Annotated in this window: 24 protein-coding genes; 15 read left to right on the top strand and 9 right to left on the bottom strand. The window is 74.2% G+C overall.

The features are described from left to right. Positions 1–71: 71 nt before the first annotated feature. Positions 72–1,469, top strand: coding sequence for a type VII secretion integral membrane protein EccD (gene eccD, locus H1D33_RS21445; RefSeq protein WP_181571451.1), 1,398 nt, complete (start codon positions 72–74; stop codon positions 1,467–1,469). Here eccD and H1D33_RS21450 read toward each other — a convergent pair. Further along, a complete protein-coding gene (locus H1D33_RS21450; protein ID WP_181571450.1) occupies positions 1,453–2,628 on the bottom strand; it encodes a type VII secretion protein EccE in 1,176 nt (391 codons plus the stop codon). The two genes, eccD and H1D33_RS21450, sit on opposite strands and share 17 nt — an antisense overlap. Before the next feature lie 161 nt (positions 2,629–2,789). Here H1D33_RS21450 and eccB point away from each other — a divergent pair, with 161 nt between their 5' ends. The 3 genes from eccB (at position 2,790) to H1D33_RS21465 (ending at position 6,024) form a co-directional block, all read left to right on the top strand. After that, positions 2,790–4,259 (top strand): type VII secretion protein EccB, encoded by a 1,470-nt coding sequence (eccB, locus tag H1D33_RS21455; RefSeq protein ID WP_181571449.1) that lies wholly within the window; start codon positions 2,790–2,792, stop codon positions 4,257–4,259. Positions 4,260–4,376: 117 nt separating this feature from the next. Further along, positions 4,377–4,748 (top strand): hypothetical protein, encoded by a 372-nt coding sequence (locus H1D33_RS21460; protein WP_181571448.1) that lies wholly within the window; start codon positions 4,377–4,379, stop codon positions 4,746–4,748. Continuing rightward, positions 4,741–6,024, top strand: a complete 1,284-nt coding sequence (locus tag H1D33_RS21465; protein WP_181571447.1) for a WXG100 family type VII secretion target — start codon at positions 4,741–4,743, stop codon at positions 6,022–6,024. The genes H1D33_RS21460 and H1D33_RS21465 overlap by 8 nt, the downstream gene beginning before the upstream one ends. A 67-nt stretch (positions 6,025–6,091) precedes the next feature. Here H1D33_RS21465 and H1D33_RS21470 read toward each other — a convergent pair whose 3' ends face one another. Continuing rightward, a complete protein-coding gene (locus tag H1D33_RS21470) occupies positions 6,092–6,694 on the bottom strand; it encodes a lipocalin family protein (protein WP_181571446.1) in 603 nt (200 codons plus the stop codon). A 205-nt stretch (positions 6,695–6,899) separates the two neighbouring features. On the opposite strand from H1D33_RS21470, the gene H1D33_RS21475 reads away from it, so the two are divergent. The 5 genes from H1D33_RS21475 (at position 6,900) to H1D33_RS21495 (ending at position 9,878) form a co-directional block, all read left to right on the top strand. Further along, positions 6,900–7,310: a hypothetical protein gene (locus H1D33_RS21475; protein ID WP_181571445.1), complete on the top strand. Its 411-nt coding sequence runs from the start codon at positions 6,900–6,902 to the stop codon at positions 7,308–7,310. Between the two features lie 139 nt (positions 7,311–7,449). Continuing rightward, on the top strand, positions 7,450–8,274 hold the full coding sequence (locus H1D33_RS21480) for a hypothetical protein (protein ID WP_181571444.1): 825 nt from the start codon (positions 7,450–7,452) through the stop codon (positions 8,272–8,274). A 40-nt stretch (positions 8,275–8,314) separates the two neighbouring features. Next, positions 8,315–8,659: a YkvA family protein gene (locus H1D33_RS21485; protein WP_181571443.1), complete on the top strand. Its 345-nt coding sequence runs from the start codon at positions 8,315–8,317 to the stop codon at positions 8,657–8,659. 44 nt (positions 8,660–8,703) lie between these two features. After that, on the top strand, positions 8,704–9,117 hold the full coding sequence (locus H1D33_RS21490) for a pyridoxamine 5'-phosphate oxidase family protein (protein ID WP_181571442.1): 414 nt from the start codon (positions 8,704–8,706) through the stop codon (positions 9,115–9,117). A gap of 143 nt (positions 9,118–9,260) precedes the next feature. Then, the gene (locus H1D33_RS21495) at positions 9,261–9,878 is read left to right on the top strand and encodes a C39 family peptidase (protein ID WP_181571441.1); all 618 of its coding nucleotides are present in this window, start codon (positions 9,261–9,263) and stop codon (positions 9,876–9,878) included. Positions 9,879–9,931: 53 nt separating this feature from the next. On the opposite strand, the gene H1D33_RS21500 is transcribed toward H1D33_RS21495, so the two are convergent. After that, entirely contained in the window at positions 9,932–10,114 is a 183-nt protein-coding gene (locus H1D33_RS21500; RefSeq protein ID WP_181571440.1) for an antitoxin, read from the bottom strand. Positions 10,115–10,243: 129 nt separating this feature from the next. Here H1D33_RS21500 and H1D33_RS21505 point away from each other — a divergent pair, with 129 nt between their 5' ends. Next, entirely contained in the window at positions 10,244–11,473 is a 1,230-nt protein-coding gene (locus H1D33_RS21505) for an AI-2E family transporter (protein ID WP_246411946.1), read from the top strand. An 11-nt stretch (positions 11,474–11,484) separates the two neighbouring features. Here the strand turns inward: H1D33_RS21505 and H1D33_RS21510 are convergent, their stop codons facing one another. Further along, positions 11,485–12,138 carry a dienelactone hydrolase family protein gene (locus H1D33_RS21510; protein ID WP_307755233.1) on the bottom strand — a complete coding sequence of 218 codons (654 nt, stop codon included), beginning with the start codon at positions 12,136–12,138 and terminating at the stop codon, positions 11,485–11,487. Positions 12,139–12,364: 226 nt separating this feature from the next. Here H1D33_RS21510 and H1D33_RS21515 point away from each other — a divergent pair, with 226 nt between their 5' ends. The 3 genes from H1D33_RS21515 (at position 12,365) to H1D33_RS21525 (ending at position 13,318) form a co-directional block, all read left to right on the top strand. After that, positions 12,365–12,757, top strand: coding sequence for a MerR family transcriptional regulator (locus H1D33_RS21515; RefSeq protein WP_181571438.1), 393 nt, complete (start codon positions 12,365–12,367; stop codon positions 12,755–12,757). Beyond that, the gene (trxA, locus tag H1D33_RS21520) at positions 12,727–13,074 is read left to right on the top strand and encodes a thioredoxin (protein WP_281370421.1); all 348 of its coding nucleotides are present in this window, start codon (positions 12,727–12,729) and stop codon (positions 13,072–13,074) included. Before H1D33_RS21515 ends, trxA begins: the two co-directional genes overlap by 31 nt. Before the next feature lie 64 nt (positions 13,075–13,138). After that, positions 13,139–13,318, top strand: coding sequence for a hypothetical protein (locus H1D33_RS21525; protein WP_181571437.1), 180 nt, complete (start codon positions 13,139–13,141; stop codon positions 13,316–13,318). A gap of 48 nt (positions 13,319–13,366) precedes the next feature. Here the strand turns inward: H1D33_RS21525 and H1D33_RS21530 are convergent, their stop codons facing one another. From H1D33_RS21530 to H1D33_RS21540, 3 genes are read right to left on the bottom strand one after another with little or no spacing between them, the layout of a single operon-like run. Further along, a complete protein-coding gene (locus H1D33_RS21530; RefSeq protein WP_181571436.1) occupies positions 13,367–15,739 on the bottom strand; it encodes a glycoside hydrolase family 65 protein in 2,373 nt (790 codons plus the stop codon). After that, positions 15,736–16,488: an HAD family hydrolase gene (locus tag H1D33_RS21535; protein ID WP_181571435.1), complete on the bottom strand. Its 753-nt coding sequence runs from the start codon at positions 16,486–16,488 to the stop codon at positions 15,736–15,738. Before H1D33_RS21535 ends, H1D33_RS21530 begins: the two co-directional genes overlap by 4 nt. A gap of 47 nt (positions 16,489–16,535) precedes the next feature. Next, entirely contained in the window at positions 16,536–17,003 is a 468-nt protein-coding gene (locus H1D33_RS21540) for a DUF4442 domain-containing protein (RefSeq protein ID WP_181571434.1), read from the bottom strand. A gap of 80 nt (positions 17,004–17,083) precedes the next feature. On the opposite strand from H1D33_RS21540, the gene H1D33_RS21545 reads away from it, so the two are divergent. Beyond that, positions 17,084–17,608, top strand: coding sequence for a hypothetical protein (locus H1D33_RS21545; protein WP_181571433.1), 525 nt, complete (start codon positions 17,084–17,086; stop codon positions 17,606–17,608). Positions 17,609–17,692: 84 nt separating this feature from the next. Continuing rightward, complete coding sequence (locus tag H1D33_RS21550) at positions 17,693–18,022, top strand: hypothetical protein (RefSeq protein WP_181571432.1); 330 nt, start codon at positions 17,693–17,695, stop codon at positions 18,020–18,022. Positions 18,023–18,280: 258 nt separating this feature from the next. Here H1D33_RS21550 and H1D33_RS21555 read toward each other — a convergent pair whose 3' ends face one another. Further along, positions 18,281–18,469, bottom strand: a complete 189-nt coding sequence (locus tag H1D33_RS21555; protein ID WP_181571431.1) for a DUF397 domain-containing protein — start codon at positions 18,467–18,469, stop codon at positions 18,281–18,283. Further along, entirely contained in the window at positions 18,460–19,260 is an 801-nt protein-coding gene (locus H1D33_RS21560; protein ID WP_181571430.1) for a helix-turn-helix domain-containing protein, read from the bottom strand. Before H1D33_RS21560 ends, H1D33_RS21555 begins: the two co-directional genes overlap by 10 nt. Positions 19,261–19,287: the final 27 nt, after the last annotated feature.

Consider the following 19,287-nt stretch of genomic DNA (forward strand, 5'->3'; position numbering starts at 1 on the left):
GGAGGCGTCGTGGACCCGTGGGGGCGACGCCGACGGCCGGGTGGATCGTAGGCGAGCACGAGGAGGCCACTGTGGCGACGAAGACGGCGACCGGCGGGCTGAGCCGGATCACCATCGTGGCGCCGCGCACCAGGATGGATCTGGCGCTGCCGGCCGACGTGCCGTTGGCCGACCTGCTGCCCACGCTGCTGCGCTACGCCGGCGAGGATCTCGCCGACGAGGGTGTGCGGCACGGCGGGTGGAGCCTGTCCCGGCTGGGCGGGCAGCCGCTCGACGGCGGGCGCACCGCCGCGCAGCTCGGCGTCCGCGACGGCGAGGTGCTCTACTTCAACCCCCGCGCCGCCACCGCCCCCGAGATCGTCTTCGACGACGTGGTCGACGCCGTGGCCACCTCCACCACCCAGCGGGCCGGCGCCTGGCAGGTGGGCACCACCCGGGCGTACGCGGTGCTGCTCGCCTCCTCGGCGCTGGCCGCCGGCGCGGTCGCGACGCTGTTCGCCGGCCCGCCGCACCTGCCCGGCGCGGTGGCCGCCCTGGTGGTCGCGGTCGCCCTGCTGGTCGGCGCCGCGGTGCTGTCCCGGGCGGCCGGCGACAGCCGCACCGGCGCGGTGCTGGCCCTGGTCGGGGTCGGCTACGCGGCGGTCGGCGGCCTGCTGGTGCTCGCCGGTGACCGGCCGCTCGACGGGCTGGCCAGCCCGCACGTGCTGCTCGCCGGCACCGCGGTGGTGCTCTTCGCCGCGCTCGCCGCGCTCGCCGTCGGGGACCGGTTGCCGCTCTTCCTCGGCGCCGTCGGGGTGGGCGCGGCGGTCGGCTTCGGCGCGGTGCTCAGCCTGGCGTTCGACATCGACGCGGCCGCGTCGGCGGCGGTGGTGGCCGCGGTGGCGTTCGGCGCGCTCCCGGCGCTGCCGATGCTCGCCTACCGCCTCGCCCGGCTGCCGGTGCCGTCGATCCCGACCGGCCCGGAGGACCTGAAGACGGACACCGAGTCGGTGGACGGGCCGTCGGTGCTGCGCAACAGCGAGCGCGCCGACGCGTACCTCACCGGTCTGCTCTGGACCGTCTCCCTGCTGGTGCTCTGCGGCGAGGTGGTGCTCGCCGCCGACGGCCGGCTGCCGGCGATCCTGCTCTGCCTGGTGCTGGCCCTGCTGTCGTTGCTGCGGGCCCGCCCGTTCCTCGGCCGGGGCCAGCGCACCCCGGTGCTGCTCGCCGGCACCGCCGGCCTCGGGCTGACCGCGTGGGCGGTCTTCGACGCCGGCTCGCTGCCGGTCCGGCTGGGGCTGATCCTGGGCGGCCTGACCGTGGTGGCGATGATCAGCCTGGTCTACGGGCTGACCGTGGCCGGCAAGCGGATCTCCCCGGTCTGGGGCCGCACCCTGGACATCGTCGAGATCCTGCTGATCATCGCCCTGGTGCCGCTGGCCGTCTGGGTCTGCGGCATGTACGGCTGGATCGTCAACCTTCGACCGTGACGGTGCCCATCGCGGTGCCGACCGGCGCGGTCGCGTAGACGCCGGGGCCATGCTGGCCGTCCAGCGGGCGGGCCGGCACACCGGCCCGTCGGGCCGTCTCCCGGACGACCTTCACCAGCGCCTCGGCGTGCCCGTCCATGGCCGCCACCCGCAGCAGCGGCGGGATCCGCCGGCCGCCGGGGAGCACCACGGCGGCGACCGTGTGCGACGGCGCGGAGGTGGAGGTGACGGCGTCCACCAGCGCGCCCAGCGAGCCGTTGGGGCGCAGCCGCAACGCCAGGCAGCGCTGCGTCCAGCCGCCGCCGCGCAGGCTGGTCCAGGTCTCCGCCGGTGACTCCGGGGCCAGGTCCAGCCCGGCGCCGGAGACCACCGCCGCGTGCAGCTCGTCGCGGCCGAGCACCCGGTGGGCGAGCCCGGCCGCGTTGAGCGCCTTGCCGAGCCGGCCCACCCCGGCCGCCACCGTCCGGTGCACGCCGCGCAGCCCGCCGCCGCGGGTCACCGTCTCGGTGCGGGCGTCGCCCACCGACAGGCGCAGCGCCACCCACACCGTGCGGTGCGCCGCGGGCGGCGCGCCCGGCGCGGGGTACCAGACCAGGGTGTGCGAGACGACCTGGGTCTGGGTGACCGGGCCGGCGAAGTCGGCGAGCACCGCGAGCGCCCGGTCGACGGTCGCCGCCTCGATCGACCCGGCGGGTGCTCCCGGGCGGCCGGTCAGCGCCACCGCGGCGAACCAGCCGCGGTCGTCCTGGCCGATGCCGAGCCGGGTCCCGCGCTCGGTCAGCTCCACCACGGTCAGCTCCGGGGCGAGCGCGGCCAGCCGGGGGTCACCACCGGGCACCGCGCCCCGGGCCCGCTCGCGGCGCCGACGCAGCCGACGGCGCAGCATCAGGTCCTCGTACCACCAGCGGCCGCCCCGCCGGGCGAACGCGGCCACCACGGTCAGCAGCGCCGTCGCCCCGACGCCGGCGAGCAGCCAGACCGGGCCGGCGGTGGCGAACCAGACGGCGAGCGCGGCGCACTCGACCACGACGAGCTGGCCGACGACGACCGGGCCGAGCCGCCCCCGCCGGCGCTTGTCGGCCGGGGTGACCGGCCGGTCCGCCGGCACGGCGGCGGGGGCGGTGGCCGTACGACCGGGTGGCGCCTGGAGCTGCGTCATCGGTGAGCGTCCCTTCTGGACATCCTGGGCATCCGCCGGCGGGGTGCGTCGTCGCGAGGTGGACGGGGTCCGGCGCACCCCCGACGGCCCCTTATCGTAGGGAAGCCCGCGACGCTGTTCGGACCTGATCGTCGCGGACCCACCCCTGCCGGAGGTTAGTCATGCGGACCCGCCGCGATCAGGTGCAGGCGTACCGCTTCGTCACCCGCCGCATCGTCTCCGCGCTGCTCGCCGGCGATCCGGAGACCAACGACCTGCCGATGCGCCGCCTCGGCATGGCGGTGTTCGGCAGCGTCATCGCGGCGGCCGTGGTGCTCGGCGGCGTCGGCGCGTACGGGCAGCTCACCAGCAACTCCGCCCCGCTGGCCGCGAACACGGTGGTGATCGAGCGGGAGACCGGCGCCACCTACTACTTCGGCGACGACCAGGTGCTGCACCCGACGCTCAACTACGCCTCGGCGCGGCTCGTGGTCAACGACGCCGGTGCCGAGGTGCGCACCATGTCCCAGGCGTCGATCAAGGACCGGCCACGCGGCCGGATGGTCGGCATCGTGGGCGCGCCGGACGACCTGCCGGACCGCAGGTCGCTGGTCGGGCTCCCCTGGTCGGTCTGCGACGTGCCGGACCCCAACGACCCGCAGCGCTCGACCACCCGGCTGCTGATCGACCGGCCGCCGGCCGGCGGCACGCCGCTCACCGACCAGGCCGTGCTGGTCCGCACCAACGACGCCCGCTTCCTGCTCACCGGCGGTTCCCGGCTGCGCATCGCCGGTGACGAGCAGGCGCTGGCCGCGTTGCGGATGACCGGCGCGACAAACCTCGCCGTCGGGCAGCAGTTGCTCAACGCGGTGCCGGTGGGCCCGGTGCTGCGCAAGCCCACGATCGAGTCCGACGGCCGCCCGAGCGGGCTCACCGTGGCCGACCGGCCGGCCCGGATCGGGCAGGTCTACCAGGCCGCCGGCCAGCACTACGTCCTCACCCGGCAGGGTCTGGCCACGGTCCGTGAGGTGACCGCGCTGCTGCTGCTCGGCGGCGGCGGGGAGGCGATCGACATCTCCCCGGACGAGGCCGGCCGGCTTTACACCGACCAGCGGCTGGAGCCGGAGGGGCTGCCGGCCCGGATGCCCACGCTGCACGAGGTGCGGATCGGGCGCACCGTGCTGTGCGCCACCTACCGGTCCGGTCCGGCCGGTGAGCCGCCGACCACCACGCTGGAGGTCTTCGACTCGCCGCCGGCGGAGCTGACCGCGTCGACCGCGGTGCCGGCGCGGCAGGGCGACCGGGACGCGGTCCGCACCGCCGAGAGCGTGTTGCTGCCCGGCGGCAAGGGCGTGCTGGTGCAGGCCACCGCCGGGGAGAGCGGCAAGCCGGCGGCCGGCGCCACGGTCTACCTGATCACCGCGCAGGGGATCCGCTATCCGCTCGGCACCGACGGCGGCGACGCCCGCGGCGCGCTCGGCTACGGCGACGTCACGCCGGTGGCGGTGCCCGCCTCGCTGCTGGCGCTGGTGCCGACCGGGCCGACCCTGGACCGGGGCGACGCGCTGGCCTACTTCGACGCGGGGGCCGCGCCGGCGGGCACCGCCTCACCCTCGGCCGGCGGCGCGGCGGCCCAGGTCCAGGGCGGCTGACCGCGGGCGGCGACTCCGAAGTGGAGCGGCGTGGTCACGGGTCGCCCGGGCTGGCGCGATTCGACTAACCTGAGCATGGCTCCAACGGCTCTCGACGATGACAACGGGGATTCAGCCATGACCGGGCGCACGACAGTGGACGTACTGTCCTTGGAGGACTTCCACAGGCGGCTTGAGCGGCGTCTGCACGAGGCGGAGTCGGTGCTGCGCAAGCTCAACACCGAGATGCAGTGCCGACCTCCCGCGCTCGGCACGTTCACCGACGCGACCGACAACTCGCGTCGCTACTCCGAGATCCACCAGAGCTACGTCGACCACGTCGACCGGCTGCGCCGGGCGGTCCTGGCCGCCCGCGAGGCGACTCACACGATCATGACGAACTACAAGACCGCCGAGGCCCGCAACGCCGCCGCGGCGGCCGACATCGCGGCCGCCCTCTCCGGGCTGAACGAGGCGATGAAGCAGCCGAAGGAGGATCCCCGTGTCTGAATACACCCAGCGCTACCAGCACGTCAGCCACGAGGAGCTCTTCCAGGGCGTCAACGCCGGCGACCCGAAGCAGATCGAGGGCCTGAGCGCCCAGTGGACCTCGCTCAAGAGCACGCTGGACGACCTCACCCGCGACCTCGCCACCGACCTGGACGGGCTGACGAAGACCTGGACCGGTGACGCCGCGCGCGAGTTCCAGCGCCGGCTCACCATGGTCTCCGGCTACGCCGGCAACCTGGCCGAGGGCATGACCGGCATCCGGCAGGCGCTCGACATGATGGCCGGCGACCTGCGCGCCGCCCAGACCACGGCGGAGAGCCCGGAGAAGACCGACGACAACGACAAGCTGCTCTCCGGCGCCGGCAAGGGCTTCCTGCTCGGCGGCGCGCCGGGTGCGGTGATCGGCGGCATCATCGGCCACCAGCAGGACGAGGCCGAGCAGGAGAAGGCGCACCAGCGGATGGTGCAGGTGGTGGCGAAGCTGGCCGAGGGTTACGACTTCTCGGCGTACGGCCGGATCGTCGTGCCGGAGCCACCCGAGAGCGAGCTGCCCGGCCACAACGACCGCAGCGGCCCGACGCTGCACGACGGCCCGTCGGTCAAGACGCCGTCGTCCGGCCCGGGCCTGGGCAGCTTCGGTCCCGGGGCGAGCGGCACCGCGACCACGTCGGGCGTGCACCACACGGCCCCGACCAGCGGCACGCCGGGCGACGGCGGGCCGGGCAGCGGCACTCCGGGCGGCCAGCCCGGCGCGGGCGCCCCGGGCTCGGTCACCACCGGCGGCACGGTCGACCCGACCGGCACCTCGCTGGCCGGCGCCGGCCCGCTGCCCAACACCACAGGCGTCCCGACGGTCGGTGGCGGCGCGGGCTTCGGTCCGGGCGGCGGCAACCCGTCGACCCTGACGGCCGGTGGGGGCGGCGGCGGCCTGTTCGGCGGTCCCGGCGTGCTCAGCACCGGCTCCCTCGCCGGCACCGGCCCCAACGCGGCGTCCTCGGCCCGGATCGGTGGTGTGCCCGGCGCGGAGAGCCGGTCGGCGGCCGGCACCGGGCGGCTGACGTCCGGCCGTGGCGTGACCATCGGGGCGGAGGGCAGGTCGACCGGCCGCGCCGGCGCCACCGGGCGCCCCGCGATGGCCGGCCGCAACGGCGTGCTGGGCGGGCGTGGCACCTCCGACGACGACGAGTCGGAGGGCCGGCTGACCTGGCTCACCGAGGACGAGATGGTCTGGGGCGACGGTCGGGCCGCCCCACCGCCGGTGCTCGGCGGCAACTGACCCGGTCGACGGGCACGGCGCGGCATCCCATCGCGGGTGCCGCGCCGTGCTCGTCGTCGGGGGCCGGTCAGCAGAACGCGCCGGCCCGGGCGCCGCCGTCCTGCCGGGTGGTGCGGAAGTCGCAGAGGTCGTAGCCGTTGTCGGTGAGCGTCGCCTTGACGTCGGCGAGCTGCGTCGGGTCCAGTGCCGCCTCGCGGGAGAGCACGAAGCCGCTGCTGCGGTCCGGGTCGCCGACGACCGCCCACCGGTAGTCCGGGTCCAGCCCGATGACCACGTAGTTCGGGCCACCGAGGTAGATCCACCGACCACCGAGGTTGACGAACGAGACGGTCAGCGCCGAGTCGGCGGGCGGGTTCTCGCTGCGGGCCCGCCCGGTCACCGTGCTGGTGGTGCCGATGATCGTCCGGCAGGTGTTGCGGACGCCGACGGTGCCGTCGGGCTGGACGTCGTACCGGGCCTTGACGTTCTTGAAGCACTGGATCTCGAACCACTGCGGGATCGCCGCCACCTGGTACCAGTCGCCGGCGTACCGGTCGACGTCGACGTCGGCGACCGGGCGCAGCGGCCCGGTGTCGACCGCGGTGGTCGCGGCGTGGGCCGGGGTGGCGCCCAGGACGGTGGCGGCGGTCAGCGCGGCGACCAGCGCGGTGGCGGTGCGGCGTGCTCCCATGGCTTCTCCTCGTGCTCGGGGGTCGACCGCAGCAGTGCCCGGCCGGCGCCGCCGGAAACTGTCGACAATCTCATCGCCGTCGATGCATCCGTCGACGTCCCCGGGAGCGAAGACAAGGTCCGTCCACAACGATCCGTGGGGCGGCTCACGTAACCGGCAAGATCGTCGAGCTGCGGGATCGGCCGCTGACCGATAGGTTGATGTGGTGCTGCCCGTAGCGTTCGCCTCGTCCACCTGGACGGCGATGCTGCGTCGGATCGCCCGCACCGCCGTGGCCACCCTCGCGCTGGTCGCCGGCCTGCAGGGCCTGGCCGCCCCGTCCGCCGACGCCACCGCGACGACCCGCCCCGCCGTGGCGGTCGCGACCGTCGACATCGGCTCGGCGTCCCCGACGACGATCGGCGGCACGCACGCCGAGCCGGCCCGGGCGGTCCTCACCGTGGGCACGGCCGTCGCCGCGCCGACCACCGCCCTCGCCGCCCAGCCGGTCACCGGCGGCCCGGCCGTCGCCGACCCGACCGGCGACACCCACGTCGCGTCGGTTCCGGCCGCCGAGCGGGCGGTCACCGACCCGGGCCGGGCGGCCATCGCCCGTCGCGGGCCGCCGCGCGCCTGACGGGCCACCTTTCCGGTACGCCCCGGCGCGACCTTCCCGTCGCCGCCCGCCGCGCATCCCGTCGCGCCCTGCCGCGCACACCGCCCGACGCCCGGGCCCCATCGTTGCTCGACTCTCGTTCCACCGTGAGGTGCCGCAGATGCAGACCGTCTTCTCCACCGTCCTGCCGGACGTGCCCGCCGCCGCCGTGATCTGGCTGGCCCTGCTCGCCCTGGCGGCGGTCGCGGTCGCCGCGCTGATCGTCCGCCCGACCCGGTTCCGGTCGGTGTTCGGCGAACGGATCAGCGATGCCGCGCGGCCGAGCAGCATCGACCTGGCCGAGCAGTCGCGCGAGCAGGCCCGCGAGCGCAGCCGGTACGCGGACGAGGTCGCCGTGGCGGCGTCCCGCGCGGCCGTGACCGCCGAGCGGAGCCGGACCGAGTGGCTCGCCGCCCAGGACGAGGCCGAGGAGGCGTGGCGCGTCTGCCAGGCGGCGGAGGAGGACGTCCGGCGGCTGGCCGCCGCGGCGGCGTTGCCGCTGCCCCGCACGGCCCGGACCCCGGCCGAGTACGTGGACCGGGAGCGCTGGCTGCACCGGGCGGCGCTGGACGCCCAGTGGCGCAAGGAGATCACCGTGCAGCAGCTCAGCGACATCCTCGGTGGGCGCGGCTGGGACCCGAGCCGGCACCCGGTGGAGCAGGAGCTGCTGCTGCGCCGGCTGGTGCGCGACAATCTGCGCGCCCGCCAGCACGCCGCGTCGGAGCGGGAGCAGGCCGCGTGGCGGGTCGCCGAGACGGCTGCTGCTGCGGCGCGGAGCCTGCGCGAGGAGGCGTTCGCGGCGCTGCACCCGGTGGCCGAGCCGCAGGCGGCTCTCTCCATCGTGGGCTTCACCGGCCCGGACAGCACCCGGGAGCTGCCGACCGGTGAGATCACCCGCGAGCTGGCGCCGGTGGCCCGGGGCCGGGCCGCCGTGGTGGCCTACTGATCGTCCGGCGGCGATGGCCGGGCTCGGCTAGCGTGGTGCCGTGTCCCGTGAATCCTGGTTGCTGGTCGGCCTCGCCGCCGTCGTCGCGGTGGCGACGCTGGTCGGGGCGGTGCTGCTCGCGATCCGGGTGGTCCGCACCCGGCGGATGCTCGGCGCGCTCGGCGCCGGCGGCAAGGTCGCGTTCTACGGCGCGTTGATCTACACGATCCTCCCGGTGGACCTGCTGCCCGACCCCATCTACCTGGACGACATGGGCGTGCTGGCGGGTGCGCTGTTCTACCTGGGCCGGCTGGCCGCCAAGCACCGGGCGGCGCAACGCCTCACCCGGGACGCCCCGGCCGACTCGCTGCCCGCCGCCCCGCCGGGTGGCGCGCCGCGTCGATGACGGATCATCAGCGCGACAGGCCACGCGGCGAGCGAGGAGACGGCATGCCCGGCGATCACCGGTTGGACCCGCACGACGGGCGGGTGGCCCGTTTCTTCGCCGACCGGCACCTGGCCACGCTGACCACGTTGCGTGCCGACGGCACCCCGCACGTGGTGCCGGTCGGGGTGACCTTCGACCCGGACGCCGGGCTGGCCCGCGTGATCACCTCGGGTGGGTCGGCGAAGGCCCGGCACGTGGCCGCCGCCGGGTCGGCGGGCACGCCGGTCGCGGTGTGTCAGGTCGACGGCCGCTGGTGGCTGACCGTGGAGGGTCGGGCGGTGGTGCGCCGCGACCCGGAGTCGGTGGCCGAGGCCGAGCGGCGGTACACCGCCCGTTACCGCCCGCCGCGCCCGAATCCGGAGCGGGTGGTCCTGGAGATCACGGTGAGCCGCCTGTTGGGCAGTCTCCCCGACTGAGCCGTCTGTCCGGTTCCCGCGGGTGGGGCCGCTCACCACCGGAATGGCTCCACCAGCAGGGCGGTTGCACTCCGGAGAACGCCGAGCGCCACTGAAGGTGCCGCGTCTCCCCATGGAGCGTCGACCCCCGAATGGAGCCCAGCATGAACCCGATCATCCGTAGGTGCCTGCTCTCCGTCGCCGGTCTGGCCGCCGCCGGCAGCACCGTCGCCGGGCCGGCCGTGGCCGCCCACGCCGCACCGACCCCGGTCAAGGGCAAGGGTGAGCGCAGCGCCGACTACGAGTACCAGGCCCAGCCGAACTTCTTCTACTGCGGACCGGCCTCGACCCGGATCGCGCTCTCGGCCGAGGGCAAGGACGTCAGCCAGGACGAGCTGGCCGCCAAGTTGGGCACCACCGAGAGCGGCACCGACTCGGCCGTCGACGTCACCCGGGTGCTCAACGAGTACACCGGCGGCAAGTACCGGACCACCGAGATCCGCGACGACGTGGCGACCCGCGAGCAGGTGGAGCGGCTGCGGGCGGACGTCCGGGCCGCTGTGGACGCCGACCGGCCGGTGGTGGCGAACATCCTGGGTGGCGCCCGGGACGTCGACGGGGTCGAGCACTACTACCCCGGCCACTACCTGACCGTGGTGCGATACCAGGACGACGGGAACCGGGTGCTGATCGCCGACCCGGCCCGGCCGGACGAGCCGACGTACTGGATGAGCGTGACCGAGCTGGCCAACTGGATCGCCGGTCGCGGCTACAGCTCCTGACCGACGACGGATCCCGGGCCACCTCGGCGGCGGCCCGGGATCCGAAGGGGTGCTCAGCGGGCGGTGTCGCCCTGACCGGTGCGTTGCTGCGCCATGTCGACGCCCTTGTCGATCTGCTGGTCGTACTTGCCGCCGGTGCGCTGGTCGGCCATGTCGCCGGCCTTGTCCAGGCCCTTGTCGACCTGCTCGTCGTGCTTGTCGGCGAAGTCCTTGGCCTTGTCCATGAAGTCACTCATGTCGCATCTCCCTTCGGTACGTTGAAAGTCTTCCCTGCGGCCGGGGGCGCAAACACCGGGCGGGCGATGACGGCCCGGGTGTCGGATTCCCCCGTGTCGGGTACCAACGGCCACGATCGAGGAGGCGACGTGGACGCTGGCAGGCCCGACCCGGCCCGAGTTGACCCGGACCGGCGCGATCCGGCGCGGCCGGACGACGCACGGCCCACCGAGGCAGGGCCCGCCGGCACGAGGCCCGGCGAGGCGCGGCCGGACGGCGCGCTGCCGGAGGCGCGGACCGGCACGGTGGCCCACCCCGGGCCGCGACAGACCTGGGCGGGGCTGCCCTGGCCGGTGCGGACGGCGGTCACCTGGAGCGCGTGCCTGCTGGTGGTGGCCGCCGGGCTGTGGCTGCTCGGGCAGGTCGCGGTGCTCCTGGCGCCGCTGGCCGTGGCGCTGGCCGGCACGCTGTTCCTCACCGCGCTGCTCGACCCGGTGCTGGTGCGGCTGCGCCGGCTCCGGGTGCCGGCCGCGCTCGCCGCGCTGCTCACCGTCCTGCTGTTGCTCGGTGTCCTGGTCGGCGCCGGCGTCCTGGTCTGGAACCTCACCGCGAGCCAGTTCGGCGAGTTGAGCCAGCAGCTCGACGAGGGCCTGCAACGCAGCCGCGACTTCGTCACCTCCACCCTGCCGGTGACCGACCAGCAGCTCGACAAGCTGGTGGAGCAGATCCGCCAGGGGGTCAGCGGCAGCGCGCCCGACCCGGTCGCCGGCGCGCAGAAGGTCGCCGAGGTGGCCGGTGCGCTCCTGCTCGGCCTGGTGCTCCTCTTCTTCCTGCTCAAGGACGGCCGGTCGATGTGGCACTGGGTGCTGCGGCGGCTGACCGGGCCGCGTCGCGACGTGACCGCCGCGGCGGGCCGGGCCGGCTGGCGGACGCTCGACGCGTACAGCCGGGGCACGATGATCATCGCGGCGATCGACGCCATCGGCATCGGGTTGGCGCTGGTCGTGCTGCGCGTCCCGCTGGCCCTGCCGCTCGCCCTGATCACGTTTCTCGGCGGGTTCGTGCCGATCATCGGCGCCACCGTCGCCGGCGCGGTCGCGGTGCTCGTCGCGCTGGCCGCGAACGGCCCCACCACCGCCCTGCTCACGCTGGCCGCGGTGATCGCCGTGCAGCAGATCGAGGGCAACCTGTTGGAGCCGCTGGTGATGCGCCGCCAGGTCCAGCTCCACCCGGCGGTCATCCTGGTGGTGGTCACCGCCGGCACGCTGGTGGCCGGGGTCGCCGGCGCGTTCGTCTCGGTGCCGATCGCCGCGGTGCTCTGGCGGGTGCTGGACACCGTGCAGCGACACCGGACCGCCTCCGCCGCCGAGGCCGCCTGAGCCGGCCGAGGTCAGGCCGGGTGCGGCTGGCGCAGGTGGGTGACGAACCAGGCGCCGGCCTGGTCGGCCACCTGCTCCAGCGTGCCGGGCTCCTCGAACAGGTGGGTGGCGCCGGGCACGATCCGCAGTTCCGCCACCTCGCCCAGCGCGTCGGCGGCCTGCTCGTTCAGCGTGATCACCTGCTCGTCCAGGCCGCCGACGAGCAGCAGCGTCGGTGCGCGTACCGCCGTCAGTGAGCTGCCGGCCAGGTCCGGACGCCCGCCCCGGGACACCACCGCGCCCACCCGCTCGGGCCGGGCCGCGGCGGCGACCAGCGCGGCGGCCGCGCCGGTGCTGGCGCCGAACAGGCCGATCGGCAACCGTCCCAACTCCGGGTCGGCGCCCATCCAGTCGACGATGCCGGCCAGCCGCTCGGCCAGCATCCCGATGTCGAAGCGCAGCTCGGCGGTCATCTCGTCGCGCGCGTCCTCGTCCGCGGTCAGCAGGTCGACGAGCACGGTCCCCAGCCCGCGCGCGCCCAGCGCCCGCGCCACGGCCACGTTGCGTGGGCTGTGCCGCGAGCTGCCGCTCCCGTGTGCGAACAGCACCACCCCGACCGCACCCGACGGCACGACCACGTCCCCGACCAGCCCGCCCTCCACCACCGGCACCGAAACCTCACGCACAACCCCTCACCTCCCCACCCTCCATACCCCCACCCCGCCGATCATGAAGTTGACGGCCGGGAGAGCGCTCCCCAGCCGGCCAACTTCATGATCGACGCGGGAAGGCACGGGAAGGCGCGGGAAGGCGCGGGAGGGCGCGGGAAGGCGCGGGAGGGCGCGCGGGCGCGGGGTTGCGTTGACGTCGGTGGCAAGGTTTAGCGTCAGGCGGGACGGGGCGGGAGGCCAGATGCGGATCGGGGAGTTGGCGCGGCGGGCCGGCACGAGCACCCGGACGCTGCGCTACTACGAGACACACGGGCTGGTCCGGCCGGGCCGGACCGCCAACGGCTACCGGGTCTACGACGAGGCGGAACTCCGCGTCGTGCACGAGATCCGCTCGCTGCTGGCGATCGGTTTCGGGCTGGACGACATCCGCCCGTTCGTCGCCTGCCTGCGCGCCGGGCACGACTCCGGGGACGTCTGCCCCGACTCGGTGGCGGTGCTGCGGCGCAAGCTCGCCGAGGTGGACGACTACCTCGACCGGCTCGGCTCGGTCCGCCGCCGGCTGCACGACCAACTCGCCCACGCGATCGCCCAACGGGAGGAAACATGCCTCAGGACACGCGGACCGGCACGCTGAGCCCGGTCACCGACGCCACCTTCCCGGCCGAGGTGCTGGCCGCCGACCGCCCGGTCGTGGTCGACTTCTGGGCCGAGTGGTGCCCGCCCTGCCGGGTGGTGTCGAAGCACCTGACCGAGCTGGCCGAGGAGTTCGGCGACGCGATCCGTTTCGTCGCGCTGAACACCGACGAGAACCCGGCGACCACCCGCGCCCACCAGGTCATGTCCGCGCCGACGCTGCTCGTGTTCCGCGCCGGCGAGGTGGTCGCGTCGATCGTCGGCTCCCGGCCGAAGAACCACCTGCGGCAGAGCTTCGCCGCCCACCTGGACGGTTGACCCCCACCTCGGGCGGGAACGCGCGGGGTGACCGCGGAACCCGACCGATCGCGAGGATCCGAAGATGGCGAAGAAGGACAGGACCCGGGAGCAGGAACCCACCGACCAGGAACGGCGCGAACGGGAGTTGGAGCGCTCGCCGGACTGGGCCGACCAGGCGGCGTCGGCGCGTACCCCCGAGGACCCGCGGGCGGTCGCGCCGCGCGACGCGGGCGGACGCCCGTCCAACGGACCCCAGTTCTGAGGTACGCGGACCGCGCGGTCCCGCCCTCCGGGGCGGGGCCGCCCGGCCTCAGCCGGCCTGCTCCGGCAGGTGCATGAGCGGTGCCCGGCCGGGCGGCTGCTCGGGCTGCGGCCCGGGTGCGTGCGCCTGCGGCACCGGCACGGTGACCGGCCGCTCGCAGGTGACCCGCAGCGGCTCGCCGTGGTGCAGCAGGTCCAGCACCGTGTCCGGCCCGCCGTTGCGCAGCGAGTACGTCGTCTGGTGCGGCCGGACGTCGACGCGCAGCCGCATCGACCGCCACTGCAACGAGAACTCCAGGCGGCTGAGCCGGCTGGAGAGCCGGGGCGCGAAGGACAGCGTGCCGTCGTGGTCGCGCAGCCCGCCGAAGCCGGCGACGAGCGCGATCCACGCGCCGGCCAGCGACGCCATGTGCACGCCGTCGCGGGTGTTCTCGTTGAGGTCGTGCAGGTCCATCAGCGCGGCCTCGCGCAGATAGCGGTGGGCCAGCTCGGGGAAGCCCACCTCGGCCGCGAGGACGGCCTGGGTGCAGGCGCTCAGCGACGAGTCGCGGACGGTGCGGCGCTCGTAGTAGGTGAAGTTGCGCAGCTTCTCGGCGGCGCTGAACGCGTCCCCGCGCCAGTGCATGGCCAGCACCAGGTCGGCCTGCTTGACCACCTGCTTGCGATACAGGTCGAAGTACGGGTAGTGCAGCAGCAGCGGATACTTCTCCGCCGGCGTGTGCTCGAAGTCCCACTCCTGCAACCGGGTGAAGCCCTCCACCTGCTCGTGCACGTCGATCTCGGAGTCGTACGGGACGTGCATGTCCTGCGCGGCGTCCCGCCAGGCGGCGGCCTCCTCCTCGGTGACGCCGAGGTCGAGCGCCTGGTCGCGGTAGCGCATCGCGCAGTCGGCGGCGGTGAGCAGGTTCCGCTGCGCCATCAGGTTGGTGTAGACGTTGTCGTTCTTCACCGCGGTGTATTCGTCGGGGCCGGTGACCCCGTCGATGTGGAATCGGCCGGCGCGGTCGTGGTGGCCGAGGGAGCGCCACAGCCGGGCGGTCTCGACCAGCAGCTCCAGCCCGATCTCCCGCTCCAGCGCCTCGTCGCCGGTGACCAGCACGTAGCGGCGCAGCGCGTCGGCGACGTCGGCGGCGATGTGGAACGCGGCGGTCCCGGCCGGCCAGTACGCCGACGACTCGGGTCCTTCGATGGTGCGCCACGGGAACGCGGCGCCCTGCAGGTTGAGGGTGCGGGCCCGTTCCTGCGCCTGGGCCATGGTGTCGTAGCGCCACTGCAACGCGTCGCGCACCGCGCTGGGCTGGGTGTAGGTGAGCACCGGCAGCACGAACATCTCGGTGTCCCAGAACGCGTGGCCGTCGTACCCGGGTCCGGTGAGGCCCTTGGCGGAGATGGGCCGCCGTTCCGCGCGGGCGCCGGCCTGGAGCACGTGGTAGAGGCCGAACCGGACGGCCTGCTGCACCTCCGGGTCGCCCTCGACGCGCACGTCGGCGGCGTCCCAGAACGTGTCCAGGTATTCGCGCTGCGCGCGCCGCATCCCGTCCCAGCCGTCGAGGCGGGCGGAGGACAACGCGGCGCCGACCTGGTCGCGCAGCGCCGGCAGCGACCGGCGGCTGGACCAGCCGTACGTCAGGTACTTGACCACGCGCAGCTTCTCGCCCGGCTTGAGCACGCAGCCGATGGTGGTGCGGACCCAGTCCTGGTAGCCCTCGGATTCGATGGTGGTGCGTTCCGGGCCGTGCACGTCGTGGCCCATCGCGGCGGCGACCCGCAGGCCGCTGACCTTGGTGCGGTGGATGAGCAGGCCGCCGTCGTCGGTGGTCAGCTCCTCCTCGGCCTGCAACGGCGATTCGAGGACGGCGGCGACCCGGGGGTCGCGGCTCTGCGGCGGCAGGGACTCGTTCGCCACCAGCTCGGACTGGAGGATCAACCGCAGCGGGCCGTCAACGGCCTCCACCTCATAGTTGATCATCGCGACCGACCGGTGGGTGAACGACACCAGCCGGGTGCTGCGCACCTTGACCTCGCGGCCGGCCGGGGAACGCCAGTGCACCTCCCGCTGGAGCGTGCCGGCGCGCAGGTCGAGGACCCGCTCGTGGTCGAGCAGTTCGCCGTAGCGGACGTCGAGCGGCTCGTCGTCCACGAGCAGCCGGATCAGCTTGCCGTTGGTGACGTTGACGATGGTCTGCCCGGACTCGGGGAAGCCGAAGCCGGCTTCCGCGTACGGCAGCGGGCGCAGCTCGTAGAACGAGTTCAGGTAGGTGCCGGGCAGGCCGTGCGGCTCGCCCTCGTCGAGGTTGCCGCGCAGCCCGATGTGGCCGTTGGAGAGCGCGAAGACCGACTCGGACTGGGCCAGCACGTCCATGTCCAGTCGCACCTCGCGGACGTGCCACGGCTCGACCGGGTAGGACCGTTCCCGGATCATGCGGCCGGCTCCGTGGTCAGCAGCTCGTCCAGGTCGGTGACCACCACGTCGGCGCCGTGCGCGCGCAGCTCGTCGGCCTGGCCGACCCGGTCGACGCCGATCACGTAACCGAAGCCGCCGGCCTTCCCGGCGGCCACCCCGGCCAGCGCGTCCTCGAAGACGGCGGCGTTCGCCGGTTCGACGCCGAGCATCCGGGCGCCTTCCAGGAACGTGTCCGGGTGCGGCTTGCCCTGCAACCCGCGCTGGCGGGCGACCACGCCGTCGACGCGTGCCTCCAGCCAGCGGTCCAGCCCGGCGGCGTGCACCACGGCCTCGCAGTTGGCGCTGGCCGAGACCACCGCCCGGCGCAGCCCGGCCCGGGTCGCCGCCTCCAGGTAGCGCACCGAGCCGTCGTAGACCTCGACCCCGTCGTGCGCGATCCGCTGGAGCAGGACGACGTTCTTGCGGTTGCCGACGCCGTTGACGGTGTCCGCGTCCGGCGGGTCGTCGGGGGTGCCCTCGGGCAGGGTGATGCCGCGCGAGGCGAGGAACGACCGCACCCCGTCGGCGCGTGGTTTTCCGTCCACGTACCGGTTGTAGTCGGGTCCGGGGTCGAACGGGCGGAACGGCTCGCCGGTCTCGGCCGACCGGCGTCGCAGGAACGCGTCGAACGTCTCCGCCCAGGCCGCGTTGTGCACCTTGGCGGTCTGCGTGAGCACGCCGTCCAGATCGAAGAGACACGCGGTCACGTGCGCGGGTAGGCCCAGCATTGCCTGAATCTATCCAGGCGGGTCACCGGGCAAACCCGATTCGGGTGTCAGCGGTTCGGGCGCAGCGTCCAGGTGACGGTGAGTGTCGACGTGACGGTGCCGTCCTCGGTGCCGATCTCCACCTCGACCGGGAACTCGGGCCGCTGCCCGGCGTCCAGTTCGGCCAGCACGTCGGCCGGCGGGCGGCCGAGCCGCGCGGTGGCCAGCACCGACCCCATCGCCACCTTGCGGTAGCCGATGGTCGCGGTCACGGCCAGCGGTACGGCCCGGTCGAGCACCTGCCCGAACGCGGCCAGCACCACTGCGCCGGAGGCGGTCTCACCCAACGTGAACATGGCCCCGGCGTGCGGGCCGCCCACGTGGTTGTGGTGCGCCGGGTCGTCGGGGAGCCGGACCACGGCCCGGACGCCGCCGTCGGCCTCGGGCGCGACCTCAAGGATCTCGATGCCGAGGGTACGGGCGAACGGCACCGCTTCGAGGAGACCGGCCGCCACCTGCCGAGAGTCGATGGACATGCCCGAACGCTACTCGCCGGTAACTTCCTCGGCAAGCGGTCGGGTTTCGCCGGCCGCCGCTTCCGGGTAGCGGACGGCTCATGAACCGCAATCTCGTCACCGGTCTGCGGGTTGCGTGGGAGTCGCCGGAGTTCCGCGACGGTCTACGACAACTGATCGACCTCGACGAGATAACGGTGCTTCTGGCCACGCTGGCCGACCCGGATCACGAGCGCGAGGTCGAGCGCAGCCTGATGGGTCTGCTGCGGTCCGGCCTGGACACGGTCGAGATCCGGGAGGCCGTGTTGCTGCTGCTGGAACGGGACGCGGTACGCCGGCCACTCGTCGCGGCGGCGGTGGAACCACTCGCGGACCGGCCGGGTCGGGCCGCCGCGATCACCTCGGCGAGCGAGGACCCGGAGGTACGCCGTGAGGTGCGGACGGCGCTCGACAGCACTGACGTGCGCGAGTTGATCTGGCGGGCGGTCGACGACCAGATGAGCGAGAACCGGTTCGGCATGATCCGTCGCGCGGTGGTGCTGTTCGTGCGGCATCCGAGCGCCCGACGCCTCGCCTGGGCGCTGCGCCGGCACGGCGTGCTGCGCGAGCTGCGCCGCGGCGCGTGACCCGGGCCGGGGCCGGAGGCGCCGGCGCCAGGCCGTTGCGTGGCCGTGTCACAGCGGAGATCTCCGATCCCTACGCTTCGGTTGATGCGATCCCGTACGGCCGGGGCGGCGACGGTTCTGGTCACCGTGCTGTCGGCACTGCTCGTCCTCTTCGCCTGCGCCGGTTTCCTGCCGTTCGCCGCGCCGACGGCGCCCTGCCCGAACGAGTCGGTCGATCACTTCCAACAGGCGAGGATCCTCACCTTCTGGCTGCTCGTGGCGATGCTTCTGGCGGCGGTGCTGTCCCTCGCCCTCGCCCTGACAGGCGGACGGAGCCGGTCCCGGAACCCCTGGCCGTGGCTCGCGGCCTCCGTGCTGGCGATGGCGGTGAGCGCGAGCCTGATCACGCCCGTCGACCGGGTGGGCTCCTGCTGACGTCCGGCGCGAGGGGGCGACCCGGCGTGGCACCTGCCGGCGAAGGGATCACTTTTCAGCGTTATACCTTCCGGTCATAATCATGCCTCTGGGGTATACCGCGGAAAGCTGAGGCCTTCTGGCCGCGCGACACGCCGTCGATCCTGGCTCAAGGACCCAGCTCCGCCGACGACAGACCGGTGAACGGGTGACCCGGCCGGTCATGCGTGTGCGGAGCGGCCCGGACGCGAGTTGCCGCCTCGACCGGTGATCCGGTGGTCAGGAGCGCTTGGCGTGGGCGACGAACGCCGCCCAGCTCGCCGGCGTGAACGTCAGCGCCGGCCCCTGCCGGTCCTTGCTGTCGCGGACCCCGACCACGCCGGGCAGGTTGTCCGCCACCTCGACGCAGTTGCCGGAGTTGCCGCTGCTGCGGGTGCTCTTACGCCAGGTCGCGCCGGTCAGCTCCATCGTTTCGCCGCCTCCGAGATCGCCGCCAGGGTCGCCCCGTGCGGCATCGCCTCCGCGCGGACGGACTCCCAGGTCTGCCGCAGCGAGTTTATGTCCACGGTCCGCTCCACGATGGACCCGTGCAACTGGTTATCCAGGTAGCCGACGTCATCCCCGTCGGCCGGGGTCGCGAGCACGAACGCGCCGTTGAGCCCTGGGTAGGCACCGACCGTCTCGGGCACCAGGTGCAGGTGCACCCGAGGCCGCCGCCCCACCTCGACCAGGTGCGCCAACTGCTCCCGCATCACTTTCGACCCGCCGACCGGGCGGCTCAGCACGGAGTGGTCGAGCACCGCCACGAACTGCGGCGGCGCGGGCCGGTCCAGCACCGCCTGCCGTGCCACTCGGGCGGCCACCTGCTGCTCCAGTGCCTCGCCGACGAGCGGGCTCGCGCCCTCGTGCAGCGCGCGGACGTACTCCTCGGTCTGCAACAGGCCGGGGACCACCAACGGCTCGAAGCTGCGCAGCGCGGTCGCCTCCTGCTCGATGCCCACCCACTCGCGGAACCACGGCATCAGCGCCTCCTGCACCAGCGCGTCCCGGATGCGGATCAGCAGGCCGCCGCCGTGCAACACCTCGTCGCAGCGCTCGGTGAACTCGGCGCGCGGCGCGCGGCGGCACTGCTCCACGGCCGCCACCAGCGAGGCCGAATAGCTCACCCGCTCGGCAAGCGCCTCCTGGGTCAGCCCGGCCTCGGTGCGGAGTCGCCGCAGCTCACCGGCGAAGAGTTCCCACAACGGCACACGGATCATCTGCACACCTCTGCACACGGCTGCACA

Source organism: Micromonospora ferruginea, from assembly GCF_013694245.2.
Lineage (GTDB): Bacteria > Actinomycetota > Actinomycetes > Mycobacteriales > Micromonosporaceae > Micromonospora > Micromonospora robiginosa.

Coding starts and splice junctions, on each gene's coding strand:
- H1D33_RS21550 (WP_181571432.1), top strand. CDS start 17,693: ATGCGATCCCGTACGGCCGGGGCGGCGACGGTTCTGGTCACCGTGCTG.
- H1D33_RS21480 (WP_181571444.1), top strand. CDS start 7,450: ATGCAGACCGTCTTCTCCACCGTCCTGCCGGACGTGCCCGCCGCCGCC.
- H1D33_RS21540 (WP_181571434.1), bottom strand. CDS start 17,003: ATGTCCATCGACTCTCGGCAGGTGGCGGCCGGTCTCCTCGAAGCGGTG.
- H1D33_RS21535 (WP_181571435.1), bottom strand. CDS start 16,488: ATGCTGGGCCTACCCGCGCACGTGACCGCGTGTCTCTTCGATCTGGAC.
- H1D33_RS21515 (WP_181571438.1), top strand. CDS start 12,365: ATGCGGATCGGGGAGTTGGCGCGGCGGGCCGGCACGAGCACCCGGACG.
- H1D33_RS21555 (WP_181571431.1), bottom strand. CDS start 18,469: ATGGAGCTGACCGGCGCGACCTGGCGTAAGAGCACCCGCAGCAGCGGC.
- H1D33_RS21470 (WP_181571446.1), bottom strand. CDS start 6,694: ATGGGAGCACGCCGCACCGCCACCGCGCTGGTCGCCGCGCTGACCGCC.
- H1D33_RS21490 (WP_181571442.1), top strand. CDS start 8,704: ATGCCCGGCGATCACCGGTTGGACCCGCACGACGGGCGGGTGGCCCGT.
- H1D33_RS21560 (WP_181571430.1), bottom strand. CDS start 19,260: ATGATCCGTGTGCCGTTGTGGGAACTCTTCGCCGGTGAGCTGCGGCGA.
- trxA (WP_281370421.1), top strand. CDS start 12,727: ATGCCTCAGGACACGCGGACCGGCACGCTGAGCCCGGTCACCGACGCC.
- H1D33_RS21525 (WP_181571437.1), top strand. CDS start 13,139: ATGGCGAAGAAGGACAGGACCCGGGAGCAGGAACCCACCGACCAGGAA.
- H1D33_RS21460 (WP_181571448.1), top strand. CDS start 4,377: ATGACCGGGCGCACGACAGTGGACGTACTGTCCTTGGAGGACTTCCAC.
- H1D33_RS21545 (WP_181571433.1), top strand. CDS start 17,084: ATGAACCGCAATCTCGTCACCGGTCTGCGGGTTGCGTGGGAGTCGCCG.
- eccB (WP_181571449.1), top strand. CDS start 2,790: ATGCGGACCCGCCGCGATCAGGTGCAGGCGTACCGCTTCGTCACCCGC.
- H1D33_RS21495 (WP_181571441.1), top strand. CDS start 9,261: ATGAACCCGATCATCCGTAGGTGCCTGCTCTCCGTCGCCGGTCTGGCC.
- H1D33_RS21530 (WP_181571436.1), bottom strand. CDS start 15,739: ATGATCCGGGAACGGTCCTACCCGGTCGAGCCGTGGCACGTCCGCGAG.
- H1D33_RS21450 (WP_181571450.1), bottom strand. CDS start 2,628: ATGACGCAGCTCCAGGCGCCACCCGGTCGTACGGCCACCGCCCCCGCC.
- H1D33_RS21500 (WP_181571440.1), bottom strand. CDS start 10,114: ATGAGTGACTTCATGGACAAGGCCAAGGACTTCGCCGACAAGCACGAC.